A 13,142-nucleotide genomic window follows, 5' to 3' on the forward strand; every position below is an offset into this window, starting at 1 on the left:
GCATGAACGCGCCCTTCAAGACCCCCAACGCCGAAGCCCCTCTGTGGGACCTGACCGACCTCTACGCCTCGCGCGACGATGCGCGGGTCGGCGCCGATCTGGACAGGGCGCGGGCATTGGTCGATGCGTTAAACGCCTTGCAGGGGCGGCTGGCGGCCCAGACCGATGCGGCGGCGCTCGGCGCCGATCTGGACAAGGCCATCGGCCTGTATGAGCAGGCGTCCGACGTGCTGGGCGCCCTGGGCGCCTACGCCTTCCTGTCGGCCTCGACCGCGCGCGACGATGCGGCGGCGCAAGGGTTCGAGGCGGACGTGCGCGAGAAGATCACCGCCATCGCCACCCCGACCGTCTGGCTGACGCTGGAGATCAACCAGATCGACGACGCGCGGCTGGAGGCGGCCCTGACCGCCCATGCGGGCGCGGCGCGCTGGCGGCCGTGGCTGCGTCGGGTGCGGGCGATGAAGCCGCACGAACTGTCGGCCGAGCTTGAGACCTTCATCGCCGAACGAGGCCCGATCATGGCCCAATGGCCGCGCCTGTTCGACGAACAGCTGGCGGCCCTGCGCGCAAAGGCTGGCAACGAGAGCCTGACCCTGGCCGAGGCCTTGAACCGCCTGTCGGACGCCAAGCCCGCGCGTCGAAAGGCCGCCGCCGAGGGTCTGTCGGAGGCGCTCGCCGCCCGCGCCCCGACCCTGGCCCTGGTGCTGAACACCGTCGCCGCCGACAAGGCGATGGAGGATCGCTGGCGCGGCTTCAAACGGCCCGCCGACAGCCGCCACCTGGGCAACGAGGTCGACGGCGAGGCCGTGGATGCGATGGCCGAGGCGGTGGCCGCCGCCTATCCGCGCCTGTCGCACCGCTATTACGCGCTGAAGGCCAAGGCGATGGGCAAGACTCGTCTGGACCACTGGGACCGCAACGCGCCGATCGAAACCACCACGCCGCGCACCTTCACCTGGAGCCAGGGGCGCGAGATCGTGCTGGACAGTTTCTCGGACCTGGGCGGCGACTTCGCCGAACGGGCCGGCGGCTTCTTCGACAAGCCGTGGATCGACGGCCGCGCGCGGGCGGGCAAACAGTCGGGCGCCTACGCCCACCCCGTCACCGCCGACCGCCACCCCTATGTCTTCCTGAACTGGATGGGCGAGCGGCGCGACGTCCTGACCCTGGCCCACGAACTGGGTCACGGCGTCCACCAGACGCTGGCGGCGGATCAGGGCACGCTTTTAGCCGACACGCCGCTGACCCTGGCCGAGACGGCGTCGATCTTCGCCGAGGGCCTGACCTTCGACCGTCTGCTGGCCACGGCGCCCAAGGCCGAGCAGCGCGGTCTGCTGGCCGGCCGGATTGAGGACGGGCTGAACACCGTCGTCCGCCAGATCGCCTTCCACCGTTTCGAGACCCGATTCCACGACGAGCGGCTGAAGGGCGAGGTGTCGCAGCCGCGCATCAATCAGCTGTGGCTGGAGGAGATGGGCGCCTCGCTGGGGCCGGCGGTCAAGCTGAACCCCGGCTACGAACACTGGTGGGCCTATGTCAGCCACTTCGTCCACTCGCCCTTCTACGTCTATGCCTATGCGTTCGGCGACCTGCTGGTGGCGGCCCTGATGGAGGCGCGGCGCAATGATCCGTCCGGCTTCACGCCGCTGTATCGCCAGTTGTTGGCCGGGGGCGGATCGCGGACCTATGTCGAGGCGCTGAAACCCTTTGGTCTGGACCCGCGCGACCCGGCCTTCTGGAGCGTGGGCTGCCAGCGTCTGGAGCGGCTGGTGGATCAGTTCGAGGCCCTGGGCTGAACGCCGTCGACCGGCCGGGCTTGAGCCGCGCGACGGCGTCGGTATAGTCGCGCGCAAGGAACGACGAGGGGAAGACGCCATGGCCGACCACGACCACACCGCCACAGGTCCTGCGGACGCCGACGCACACAGCTATATGCGCGGTCATATGGAGGTGCGCGAGCAGATCTCGACTTACCGCCTGTTCCTTAACCTGGCCAAGTGGGGCAGCCTGGCCGTCGCCGTGTTGCTGGTCTTCCTGACGCTGTGGTTCCATCCGGGCGGCAGCTTCATGGTCGCGGCCCTGGGCGCCATCGTTCTGGGCGGCGTGGGCTTCATGGCCCTGAAGTCCAAGCCAGGCGCCGCGCACTGATCCAGGCCGTGCGATTTCCGCCGGTTCAGTGGACGGAAATCGCGGGCCTTCTCCAAGCTTTGGCATAACCGTGCTTTGACGGCTTGCGCCAGAACGGCCTAACCTTCGTTCAACCACAAGAACGAGGGGATTCGCTTGGCTGTCTCTATCGCCGTCACACGGGAGCGCCGCGAAGGCGAGACGCGCTGCGCCGTCACGCCCGAAACGGTGAAAAAGCTGATCGCCCTGGGCGCGACTGTCACGGTCGAGGCCGGAACGGGCCTGGGCTCGTCCATCGCCGACGCGGACTATGTCGCCGCCGGCGCCGTGGTGAAGCCGGACACGCGCGCGGTCCTGGACGCGGCCGACATCGTGTTGAAGGTGCGCGGCCCCACGGCCCAGGAGACCAGCGCGCTGAAGCCCGGCGCCGTCGTCATCGCCATGCTGGACGCCTGGCGCGACAAGGCCTCGGTCGAGGCCCTGGCCGGCGCCAACGCCACAGCCTTCGCCATGGAGTTCGTGCCGCGCATCACCCGCGCCCAGGTCATGGACGTGCTGTCGTCCCAGGCCAATCTGGCCGGTTATCGCGCGGTGATCGAGGCGGCCTACGCCTATGGCAAGGGCTTCCCGATGATGATGACGGCGGCCGGCACCGTCGCCGCGGCAAAGGTCTTCATCATGGGCGTGGGCGTGGCGGGGCTTCAGGCCATCGCCACCGCGCGGCGTCTGGGCGCCGTCGTCACCGCCACCGACGTCCGCCCCGCCACCAAGGAGCAGGTCGAGAGTCTGGGCGCCAAATTCCTGGCCGTGGAGGACGAGGAGTTCAAGAACGCCCAGACCGCCGGCGGCTACGCCAAACCCATGTCGACCGAATATCAGGCCAAACAGGCCGAACTGACCGCCACCCACATCGTCAAACAGGACGTGGTCGTCACCACCGCCCTGATCCCCGGCCGCGCCGCGCCGATCTTGCTGACCGCCGCCCACGTCGCCTCGATGAAGCCGGGCTCGGTCATCGTCGATCTGGCGGTCGAGGCGGGCGGCAATGTCGAGGGCTCGAAGCTGAACGAGGTCGTGACCACCCCGAACGGCGTCACCATCGTCGGCTGGTCCAACCTGCCCGGCCGCATCGCCGCCGACGCCAGCGCCCTCTACGCCCGCAATCTGACCGCCTTCGTCGGCCTGCTGATTAAGGACGGCGCGTTGGCGGTCGATCTGGAAGACGAAATCCTGAAGGCGGCCGTTGTGACGCACGGCGGGGCCGTGGTGCATGAAGGGGTGAGGGGATGATCGGGCCTCGCTTGCGCATTCTTCTGCTTGTCTTGATCGCCGTTTTTGTAGGCGTCGAGATCGTGCAATCAGCAGTTTGGTTGAAGCACGAGTTGGGGCGGTCCTTCGCGTACGTGGATGGTTTCCGCAGCCCGGTCTGGCTGGGTCCAGTAGGAAGCCTGTTTCAGGCCTTTGTGCAGGCAGGCCTACTTTTAGCTTTGCTAAGCATAGATCTGCGCCTCCAGAGGAACCCGTGATGGAACACGTCGATCCCACCGTTTTCCGCCTGGCCATCTTCGTGCTGGCGATCTTCGTCGGCTATTACGTCGTCTGGAGCGTCACGCCGGCCCTGCACACGCCCCTGATGGCCGTGACCAACGCGATTTCCAGCGTCATCATCGTCGGCGGCCTGATCGCGGCGGCGGCCGTGTCGGGTGATGCGACCGGCCCCAGCGCCTGGATCGCCAAGGGCGCGGGCGTCGTCGCCGTCACCCTGGCCAGCGTCAACATCTTCGGCGGCTTCATGGTCACGCGGCGGATGCTGGCCATGTACAAGAAGAAGGAGCGGCCGGCTCCCAAGGTTTCTTCGTGACCGACGCCGCCCAGATCGCCGTCACCGGATCGTGGATCGCCACCGGCGTCGGGTTCGGCCTGTGGCTGTACGGCTGGTTCGGGACCAAGGTTCCGATCAAGCGCCAGCGGCTGCACGATTGCGGCATCGCCCTGGTTTTCTCGGCCATTCTGGTTCGCGTGGTGACGCAGGACCGGCCGCTGGGCGTCTTCGAATGGGCCCTGTTCTTCATCGGTCCTTTGTTCATCGCCGCCGCCCTGTGGCGGCTGGCGCGCACGTCTTAGGGGGAGGGGCGTGATGAACGCATCGCTGGCTGCATTGGCCTATCTGGTTTCGGGCGTCCTGTTCATCCTGTCGCTGCGGGGGCTGTCCAGCCCCGACACCAGCCGCCAGGGCAACACCTTCGGCATGATCGGCATGGCCCTGGCCATCGGCGTGACCCTGCTGACGCTGGGGACGACGGGGGCGCTGGACCCCGTGACCCTGGCCCTGATCGCGGGCGGCGTCATCGTCGGCGGCGGGGCGGGCGCCCTGATCGCCAAGCGCGTCGCCATGACCGACATGCCGCAACTGGTCGCGGCCTTCCACAGTCTGGTCGGCATGGCCGCCTGTCTGGTCGCCATCGGCGCCATCTATGCGCCCGAAGCCTTTGGAATCCTGTCCGACGACGGCGCGGGCATCAAGACCCTGTCGATCGTCGAACTCAGCCTGGGCGTGGCCATCGGGGCCATCACCTTCACCGGCTCGGTCATCGCCTTCGCCAAGCTGAACGGAAATATGTCGGGCGCGCCGATCATCCTGCCGGCGCGACACCTGATCAACGTCGGCCTGGCGCTAGGTCTAGTGTTTCTGATCGGCATTTTGATCGGCACCAACGGCGCGGCGACCTGGGCCTTCTGGGGTGTCTTCCTGATCGCCCTGATCCTGGGTGCGACTCTGATCATTCCCATCGGCGGCGCGGACATGCCGGTCGTGGTGTCGATGCTGAACTCCTATTCCGGTTGGGCGGCGGCGGCGCTGGGGTTCACCCTGGAAAACATCGCCCTGATCATCACCGGCGCCCTGGTCGGGTCGTCGGGCGCGATCCTGAGCTACATCATGTGCAAGGGCATGAACCGCAGCTTCGTCTCGGTCATCCTGGGCGGGTTCGGCGGCGGCGATGCGGCGGCCGGTCCCGGCGGCGCCAAGGAGACGCGCCCGGTCAAACAGGGCTCGGCCGAGGATGCGGCCTTCATCATGAAGAACGCCTCCAAGGTCATCATCGTGCCCGGCTACGGCATGGCGGTGGCCCAGGCCCAGCACGCCCTGCGCGAAATGGCCGACAAGCTGAAGGAAGAGGGCGTCGAGGTGAAATACGCCATTCACCCCGTCGCGGGCCGGATGCCGGGCCACATGAACGTCCTGCTGGCCGAGGCCAACGTCCCCTATGACGAGGTGTTCGAGCTGGAGGACATCAACGCCGAGTTCGCCACCGCCGACGTCGCCTTCGTCATCGGCGCCAACGACGTGACCAACCCCGCCGCCAAGACCGACCCGACCAGCGCCATCTACGGCATGCCGATCCTGGATGTCGAAAAGGCCGGCACGGTCCTGTTCATCAAGCGCGGCATGGGCTCGGGCTATGCCGGGGTCGAGAACGAACTGTTCTTCCGCGACAACACCATGATGCTGTTCGCCGACGCCAAGAAGATGGTCGAGGGGATCGTGAAGGGGCTGTGAGGCTATGACCCCGCCGCGCCCTGTCGCCCTGGTCACGGGCGCCTCGTCAGGCATCGGCGAGGCGTTCGCACGCGCCCTGGCGGCGCGGGGCCATGATCTGTGCCTGGTGGCGCGTCGGGCGGATCGGCTACAGGCGTTGGCGGACAGTCTCACGCGCGATCATGGCGTGGCGGTGCTGGTCCTGCCGTTCGATCTGTCCGAGGCGGGGGCGTGTGAAAGGCTGCTGGCGGCGGTCGATGACGCCGGGCGATACGTGGACGTGCTGGTCAACAACGCCGGCTATTCCATCGCCCAGAGTTTCGACGACGTGCCCTGGAAGGCGCAGCAGGATTTTCTGATGACCCTGATCGTCAACGCCTGCGGCCTGGCGCATGGCGTCATTCCCGGCATGATCGCCCGGGGCGGCGGGCGGATCATCGCGACCGCATCGCTGGCGGGGTTCGCGCCGGGCGTCGCGGGCCACACCCTCTATCCCGGCGCCAAGAGCCTGATGATGAGCTTTTCCCAGGCCCTGGACGCCGAATATCGGGACAGGGGCCTGAAGGTGACGGCGGTCAGTCCGGGCTTCGTCTCCACCGGCTTCGCCGCCGCGAACGGCACGGATGCGGTGATGGCCGATGCGCCACGCAGGCTGTTCCTGACGCCCGAACAGGTCGTCGACGCGGCGCTGAAGGCCAATGACGCCGGGCGGGTGATCGTGGTGCCCGGTTGGTGGAATGCGCTGGCCGCCGGCCTGATGCGGGGCTTGCCGCAGGGACTGGTCCGCTGGATTCTGATGAAGGGTTCGGCCAAATACCATCTGGCGGCGGACTGACAGAGAGCGGATCGGACATGACCACGCGGTTCGACATCGTCATCATCGGGTCCGGGGCCGGCGGCGCGACCCTGGCCCAGCGTCTGGCCCCGACCGGCAAGTCCATCCTGATCCTGGAGCGCGGGCCGCATCTGCCGCGCGAGGCCGAGAACTGGAGCCCCAAGGCCGTCTTCATCGAGCGGCGCTACCAGACCCAGGACCGCTGGTACGACAAGCACGGCAAGCCGTTCCGGCCCAACACCCACTATTGGGTCGGGGGCAACACCACCTTCTACGGCGCGGCGCTGATGCGGATGCGCGAAAGGGATTTCACCGAGGTCCGGCACGCGGGCGGCGTCTCGCCCGCCTGGCCCATCACCCTGGCCGAGATGGCGCCCTATTACGATCAGGCCGAAACCCTGTGGCAGGTCCACGGCCATCGCGGCGACGATCCGACCGAAAAGGGCGACGAGCCGCCCTACGCCTGGCCGGCCGTGGCGCACGATCCCGGCGTGGCGGCGTTGAAGGGGCACTGGGAGACGCAGGGCTGGCGACCGTTCTCGCTGCCTCTGGGCGTCAAGCTGGATCAGGCCCATCCGGTCACGTCGCCCTGCATCAAATGCAAGACCTGCGGCGGCTACCCCTGTCTGCTGCGCGCCAAATGCGATGCGCGCACCCTGGCGATCGAACCGATCATGGGCCTGCCCAATGTGACCCTGATGACGGGCCGCAAGGTGTTGCGGCTGGAAACCGACGCGACGGGTCGAACCGTCACCGACATCGTCTGCGACACGACCGAGGGCGGCGAAGAACGCTGGAGCGGCGACATCGTGGTGTTGGCGGCTGGGGCGGCGCCGACGGCGGTGATCCTGCTGGCCTCGGCCAACGCCGCCCACCCCAACGGGCTGGCCAACGGCTCCGACCAGGTGGGGCGCAACTATATGTTCCACAACTCGACAGCCATGGTGTCGCTGACGGCGGCGCACCAGACCGTGACCTTCCCCAAGACGCTGGCGGTCAACGACTTCTACTACGGCGACCCGGCGGGCGGTTACGACTTCCCGATGGGGCATATCCAGCTGCTGGAGTATATGTCGGGCCAGACTCTGGAGGGTCAGATCGAGGACTGGCTGCCCCCCGCCCTGATCCCCGACGCCCTGTCGGGCGCGGCGGCCGAGCGGATGCTGTCGATGCTGGTGATCTCCGAAGACCTGCCCCAGCCCGACAATCGGATCACGGTCGGCGCCGATGGGCGGGTCGGTCTGGATTACACCTTCGGCAATCTGGAGGGGCACGACCGGCTGGTGCAGAAGCTGAAGGCGTCCCTGGACGGGTTTGTGGATCACGCCCACCCGATCTCACAGCATCACTTCCAGTTCGATTCCCTGCTGCCCTTGTACGGCACCGCCCACCAGTGCGGCACGACGCGGTTCGGGCATGATCCGGCGACCTCGGTGCTGGACGTGAACTGCAAGGCGCACGAGCTGGACAATCTGTATGTCGTGGACACCAGCTTCTTCTGTTCGGCCAATGCGGTGAACCCCACCTTGACCGTCGTCGCCAACGCCCTGCGCGTGGGGGATCATCTGATCGAAAGGCTGGGCGGAACGAAACCCGTTCAGGTCTGACCGCCCCCTCTATCGCCGCGCTTTCCGACCCGTTATCACGCGCCCGTGAAGACCGTCGGACATCAGCGATTTGAAGCCTTGGACTCCCTGCGCGGGGTCTGCGCCATTCTGGTGGTGATGTTCCATATGCCGGTGGCCAGCCACTGGCGTGACTGGGGCTTCATTCAGCACGCCTATCTGTTCGTGGACTATTTCTTCGTGCTGTCAGGCTTCGTCATCGCCCATGCCTATGCCGGGCGGTTGAAGTCGGGGCGGGATGCGGGGCGGTTCATGGTGCGGCGGTTCGGGCGCATCTGGCCGCTGCATTTTCTGATGCTGGGCGCCTTCGTGGGGCTGGAGCTGGCGCGGCTGGTGTTTCATTTCGACGGAGCGGCGCCGTTCACGCGCGATCGGTCGGTCGAGGCCATCTTCACCAATCTGGCGCTGATCCAGGCCTGGCATGTCCACCCCTATCTGACCTGGAACGGACCGGCCTGGACGCTGAGCGCGGAGTGGGCCTGTTATCTGATCTTCGCCGGACTGGTGCTGATCGCGCCCAAATGGTTCCGCTGGATCGGTCTGGTGCTGGCGGTGGTCGGCGGCCTGCTGGTCCTGGCCTATGCGCGGCGCTGGATGAATACGACCTTCGACTTCGCCGTCCCACGCGCCGTCTATGGTTTCTTCCTGGGCTGCCTGCTTCAGGGGCTGTGGACCCGTATCCCCCGCCTGAAGGGCGCGGCGGCCACGGGGCTGGAGGTCGCCGCCGTGGTCGCGGCCTGCGTCTTCATAGGCTATGCTCAGGGGCCGATCACCGTGGCCGTCACCCTGGTCTTCGTCCTGCTGGTCTGGGTTTTCGCGGGCGAGGACGGCGCCGTGTCACGGCTGCTGGACCGGCCGGCGCTGGTGACGCTTGGGCGGTGGTCCTTCGCCATCTACATGGTTCACATGTTCCTGCTGACGGTCATGCTGATCGTCGGGCGAAGGCTGCACTGGCTGCCGAACGGGCGGCGGATCGACTTCGGCTCGGTGTGGCTGAACGACCTGTTCGCCATCGCCATGTTCGGCCTGATCGTCGCGGTCGCCGTGGTCGCGCACCGGCTGGTCGAACAGCCGGCCCAGCGGATGATCGACCGCTGGACCAAGCCGAAAGTCGCCTGAACGGTCAGGCGGCCATCCGCCATTCGGGCGCGGCCTCGTCGGCGCGGCCTTCGTCCCACAGCAGATCCTCGTCGGAGTAGCGATGGCTGGCGGCGGCCGAGATGACGTCGACCACCTGTTCCTCCAGCCGGTCCCAGATCACCGCCAGGTCGGACGACCCGTTCGCCTCGCAGGGCACGATGATGTAGCGGCTGGCGTTGACGGCGGCGGTCGGTTGAAAGCGGGCCATGTGACGATCTCCTGGAAGCGGTGGGCCTCTTGTCGATGATGGTGTTTTGCACCACTGTTGCGTCAGAAACGGACGTAGTCTTCGGGAGAATCGGTGAGACACGACAAGGCGGCCATGGTGATCGAGCTGGCGCGGCGGATGGCCGCCAGCGCCGAGGGGCTGACGCTGGACGAGATGGCGCGGGACATGCGGACGGGCCGCCGCACCGCCGAACGGATGCGCGACGCCGTGCTGATGCTGTTTCCCCAGGCCGAGGAGGTGTCCGATCCGCCGTCCAAGCGCTGGCGCATTCGGGGCGGTCTGTCGGCGTTCGAACAGGCGCCGACGGCGACCGAGATGCTGGAACTGACCAAGGCCGCGTCCGCCCTGCGGGCGGCGGGCGAACCGGCGCGGGCGGCGGCGCTGGAGGCGCTGGAGCGCAAGCTGAAGGCGGCGATGCGGTCCACCACCCTGAACCGCATGGCGCCGGATCTGGAGGCCTTGGTGCGGGCCGAGACCATCGCCGTCCAAGCGGGGCCGCGCCCCTCGGCGGACGAGGCCATGCTGACCGCCATCCGGGCCGCCGTCCTGGCGCAGCAGCCGCTGGGCTTCACCTATTCCCGACCGGGGGCCGAGCCGCGTCGGCGCAGCGTGGCGCCCTGCGGCGTCATGTTCGGGCGGGCCAACTACCTGGTCGCCGCCGACCGCGAGACCGGCCGCATCCAGACCTTCCGGCTGGACCGGATGAGCCATGTCGCGCCGCAGGAGGGGCTGGCCGTCCCCCCCGCCGATTTCGACCTGACGGTCTTCGCCAGCCAGTCCTTCGGCATCTATCAGGACGAGATCGAGGACGTGGCCATCCGCATCGCTCCCGAAGGCGCGGTCGAGGCCAGGGGCTGGCGCTGGCATCCCACCCAGACCTTCGAGGACCAGGCGGACGGCGGCGTGATCGTGCGGTTTCGCGCCTCGGGGATGCGGGAACTGGCGTGGCATCTGTTCACCTGGGGCGAACAGGCGTCGATCCTGGCGCCCGAACGGCTGAAAACGGTGATGGCCGGGGAACTGGCGGCGGCGTGGCGCGCCCTGAATCGGACCCCAGATTGACGAAACCGTAAGCTGACCCGGCGCGTTGACGGCGGCTAAGCTTTTTGCGCCGCCTCACTGTCAGGAGATCGCCCTTGCGCGTCCACGCCTTCGCCGCCTCCGCGCTTGCCGCCGTCGCCCTGACCGGCGGCGCCTGCGCCGCGGGCCCGACCGTTTCGCGGCCCCCGGTGTTCGAGGCGGCCGGGCCGCAGGTGACGGTGACGCGCGACGGCGGCCATTTGACCATCGACTATCGGTTCGGGCGCGACGTTCCGGTCTGGGCCTTCATGGATTCCGCCTTGGAGACCGACACGCGCCAGCCCTGGCGCCCGCGTCAGTGGACGGTTCAGACGCCCGGCGTCGTCATGGAACGGCGCGGCCATTACGACATCATCCGCAGCACGGACGGCGGGCCCGTGCCGCGCGAGGTGCGTTTCCGCGTGACCCCCAGGGCGGTCGATCTGGAGGCGGAATATCCGACGCTGCTGTTCTCCAACGGCGCGGTGGCCCTGCCCACCCGTCAGTTGGACGTGTTCGCCCTCGGCTCGGCCGAGGCGGCGGAACAGGTGCCGGGCGACCTGAACCGCGTGAAGCTGGACGGCGGGACGGCGCGCGTCACCTGGCGCGACGACAGCGGGCCGGTGCTGTTCAACGGCCGCCGCCGCGAGGCCCTGACCACCACGGACGAGCGCAGCTATGTCCTGCTGGGCGATGCGACGGTGACGCCGGGCGACGGCCTGTCCACGGTGATCGACCCGAACCTGCCGCCGTGGATCGGCGAGGAGATCCGCGATTTCGCCCCCCACGTCGGCCAATACTATCGCGACCGGCTGGGCGCGCCCGGCGCCGGGGGGGACACGCCCATCGTCATGGCGGCCTGGAACGGCCCGACCGAGCGGATGACCAGCATGGGCGGCAGCGTCCTGCCCGGCCTGATCGTCATGTCGTTCGAGGGGCGGGGCGTGACCACGCCCCAGGCCGAAATCCGGGAACGCTCCCGCTGGTTCATCGGTCACGAGGGCGCGCACTTCTGGCTGGGCCAGACCATCCGCTATCAGTTCGCCAACGAGGCCTGGATCACCGAGGGCGGGGCGGACCTGATGGCGGTGCGGGCGTTGAGGCATCTGGACGCGGCCTATGACGCGCGCGCCGAGCTTCAGTCGGAAGTGGACGATTGCGCCGATTTGGCCAAACGGCCGGTGGCCGAGGCGGGGGGGCGCGGCGAACATCGGGCCTATTACGCCTGCGGCGCCGTCTTCGCCCTGGCCGCCGAGGGGGCGCAGCGCCAGCGGACGGGCGGCGACTGGTTCGACTTTCTGCGCCCGCTGCTGCGCCAGCCCGACGGGGTGCTGAACCGCGAGGAATGGCTGAACGGCCTGACCCGCGTGTCGCGCGATCCGACCCTGCGCGGCGACATCGAACGGCTGCTGGACCAGGGGGCGGCCGATCCGTCCGCCGTCATCGCCCGGCTGTTCCAACGCACGGGCGTCGCCTTCCGCCTCGACAACGGCCGTGTCGTTCTGACCTGAACATAAAAAGACGGCGGCCGGTCGTCCCGGCCGCCGTTGCAGTCGTCCGCGCTGGGGGGGAGGGTCAGCGGGGTGTCGTGGCCTGTTGGATCAGGGTGCGGGCCTGGGCGATGGCGTCGGCCTCGGCGGTCTTTCCGTCGGCGACCTGTTGGCCCAAATCCATCAGCGGCGTGCCCGTGACCGAGCCGGTGTCTCCGACCTCCTGCAGGTGGATGCCGTTGTGGGCGACGGCGGCCGCGTCCCAGGCGTCGCGAACGGCGGCCCAGAAGCCCTGCGTCTTGGCCCAGTATTCGTCGCCGGCTCGGGGGGAATAGCCGGTGGAGCGGTCATAGGTGTTGATGACGTCTTCCTGGACGATGGCGACGGGTTCGCCGCCGGCCTTGCCCGACATCTTCATATTGTCCTGGATATGGACCCAGCCGTCCGGCTTCAGGATATGCCGGTTCGTGCCCAGATAGCGGTCATAGACCGGGTTTCGCACGGCGTCGCGACGCGCCAGCGGCCGCCAGGTCGGGTTCGACGTCCAGGCCGACAGGCCGTTGTCATAGGTCCAATGGCCGACCCCGCCGTAACGGGGCGAATCGTCGGTCTGCCACACCGTCTGGGACCAGGCGCCGGCGCGCTGGTCGGCCGGAACCGGCGTCAGGGTCCACTGGTTCGGCCCGGCGTAGGTCAGGACCGTCTCGGGCTGATAGGCCCAGTCCTGACGCCAGTGTTTGACCACGATGGCCTGGCCGTCATGCTCCATGACCAGAATGTGCTGCAGGCTGATCTTGTCACCCTTGTCATAGACCACGCGCACGATCTCGCTGCCGCCCGACAGCTTCTCCTCCAGCGGGTCGTAGTCGGCGCGGAAGCTGACGTTCTCGCGCATGTCGAAGTGGACGCGGTACTGGCCTGCCTGGGCCAGGATCGACTGACGATCTCGTTCGAAGGCGTTGGCGGGCGCGGTCGTCGTGGCTGCGGCCGGAGCGGGGGCAGGGGCGGCGGCCTGCTGGGCCAGGGCCGCGGGTGCGGTCGCGGTCAGCAGGGCGGCGGCGATCAGGATGGCGCGCATCGGGCGTTTCCTTGCGTTTCT

13 protein-coding genes are annotated in these 13,142 nt (G+C 68.2%); 11 read left to right on the forward strand and 2 right to left on the reverse strand.

What is annotated here, in order from left to right:
* Positions 1-2 precede the first annotated feature (2 nt).
* From SH203_RS05505 to SH203_RS05550, 9 genes are all read left to right on the forward strand, one after another.
* On the forward strand, positions 3-1,796 hold the full coding sequence (locus tag SH203_RS05505) for a M3 family oligoendopeptidase (protein WP_087120178.1): 1,794 nt from the start codon (positions 3-5) through the stop codon (positions 1,794-1,796).
* Positions 1,797-1,875: 79 nt separating this feature from the next.
* Positions 1,876-2,148 carry an aa3-type cytochrome c oxidase subunit IV gene (locus tag SH203_RS05510; RefSeq protein WP_087119853.1) on the forward strand — a complete coding sequence of 91 codons (273 nt, stop codon included), beginning with the start codon at positions 1,876-1,878 and terminating at the stop codon, positions 2,146-2,148.
* 135 nt (positions 2,149-2,283) lie between these two features.
* Positions 2,284-3,417, forward strand: coding sequence for a Re/Si-specific NAD(P)(+) transhydrogenase subunit alpha (locus SH203_RS05515; protein WP_087119854.1), 1,134 nt, complete (start codon positions 2,284-2,286; stop codon positions 3,415-3,417).
* A gap of 235 nt (positions 3,418-3,652) precedes the next feature.
* Complete coding sequence (locus SH203_RS05525) at positions 3,653-3,988, forward strand: NAD(P) transhydrogenase subunit alpha (protein WP_087119856.1); 336 nt, start codon at positions 3,653-3,655, stop codon at positions 3,986-3,988.
* On the forward strand, positions 3,985-4,251 hold the full coding sequence (locus SH203_RS05530) for a hypothetical protein (RefSeq protein WP_087119857.1): 267 nt from the start codon (positions 3,985-3,987) through the stop codon (positions 4,249-4,251). Before SH203_RS05525 ends, SH203_RS05530 begins: the two co-directional genes overlap by 4 nt.
* Before the next feature lie 13 nt (positions 4,252-4,264).
* A complete protein-coding gene (locus SH203_RS05535) occupies positions 4,265-5,686 on the forward strand; it encodes an NAD(P)(+) transhydrogenase (Re/Si-specific) subunit beta (RefSeq protein ID WP_087119858.1) in 1,422 nt (473 codons plus the stop codon).
* Positions 5,687-5,690: 4 nt separating this feature from the next.
* A complete protein-coding gene (locus SH203_RS05540) occupies positions 5,691-6,500 on the forward strand; it encodes an SDR family oxidoreductase (RefSeq protein ID WP_087119859.1) in 810 nt (269 codons plus the stop codon).
* A gap of 17 nt (positions 6,501-6,517) precedes the next feature.
* Entirely contained in the window at positions 6,518-8,107 is a 1,590-nt protein-coding gene (locus SH203_RS05545) for a GMC oxidoreductase (protein WP_087119860.1), read from the forward strand.
* 78 nt (positions 8,108-8,185) lie between these two features.
* Complete coding sequence (locus SH203_RS05550; protein ID WP_234989394.1) at positions 8,186-9,244, forward strand: acyltransferase; 1,059 nt, start codon at positions 8,186-8,188, stop codon at positions 9,242-9,244.
* A gap of 4 nt (positions 9,245-9,248) precedes the next feature.
* Here the strand turns inward: SH203_RS05550 and SH203_RS05555 are convergent, their stop codons facing one another.
* Positions 9,249-9,473, reverse strand: coding sequence for a hypothetical protein (locus SH203_RS05555; RefSeq protein WP_087119861.1), 225 nt, complete (start codon positions 9,471-9,473; stop codon positions 9,249-9,251).
* A gap of 93 nt (positions 9,474-9,566) precedes the next feature.
* On the opposite strand from SH203_RS05555, the gene SH203_RS05560 reads away from it, so the two are divergent.
* The gene (locus SH203_RS05560; protein WP_234989395.1) at positions 9,567-10,556 is read left to right on the forward strand and encodes a YafY family protein; all 990 of its coding nucleotides are present in this window, start codon (positions 9,567-9,569) and stop codon (positions 10,554-10,556) included.
* A 74-nt stretch (positions 10,557-10,630) separates the two neighbouring features.
* On the forward strand, positions 10,631-12,064 hold the full coding sequence (locus SH203_RS05565) for a hypothetical protein (RefSeq protein WP_087119863.1): 1,434 nt from the start codon (positions 10,631-10,633) through the stop codon (positions 12,062-12,064).
* 64 nt (positions 12,065-12,128) lie between these two features.
* Here SH203_RS05565 and SH203_RS05570 read toward each other — a convergent pair whose 3' ends face one another.
* Positions 12,129-13,121 carry a DUF6607 family protein gene (locus tag SH203_RS05570; RefSeq protein ID WP_087119864.1) on the reverse strand — a complete coding sequence of 331 codons (993 nt, stop codon included), beginning with the start codon at positions 13,119-13,121 and terminating at the stop codon, positions 12,129-12,131.
* Between the last annotated feature and the right edge of the window lie 21 nt (positions 13,122-13,142).

The organism is Brevundimonas sp. SH203 (assembly GCF_002157625.1).
In the GTDB taxonomy this organism is placed as follows: domain Bacteria; phylum Pseudomonadota; class Alphaproteobacteria; order Caulobacterales; family Caulobacteraceae; genus Brevundimonas.

Excerpts from the sequence above, each read along its gene's own strand:
- SH203_RS05525 (WP_087119856.1), top strand. The coding sequence starts at position 3,653 with ATGGAACACGTCGATCCCACCGTTTTCCGCCTGGCCATCTTCGTGCTG.
- SH203_RS05570 (WP_087119864.1), bottom strand. The coding sequence starts at position 13,121 with ATGCGCGCCATCCTGATCGCCGCCGCCCTGCTGACCGCGACCGCACCC.
- SH203_RS05535 (WP_087119858.1), top strand. The coding sequence starts at position 4,265 with ATGAACGCATCGCTGGCTGCATTGGCCTATCTGGTTTCGGGCGTCCTG.
- SH203_RS05545 (WP_087119860.1), top strand. The coding sequence starts at position 6,518 with ATGACCACGCGGTTCGACATCGTCATCATCGGGTCCGGGGCCGGCGGC.
- SH203_RS05510 (WP_087119853.1), top strand. The coding sequence starts at position 1,876 with ATGGCCGACCACGACCACACCGCCACAGGTCCTGCGGACGCCGACGCA.
- SH203_RS05555 (WP_087119861.1), bottom strand. The coding sequence starts at position 9,473 with ATGGCCCGCTTTCAACCGACCGCCGCCGTCAACGCCAGCCGCTACATC.
- SH203_RS05540 (WP_087119859.1), top strand. The coding sequence starts at position 5,691 with ATGACCCCGCCGCGCCCTGTCGCCCTGGTCACGGGCGCCTCGTCAGGC.
- SH203_RS05505 (WP_087120178.1), top strand. The coding sequence starts at position 3 with ATGAACGCGCCCTTCAAGACCCCCAACGCCGAAGCCCCTCTGTGGGAC.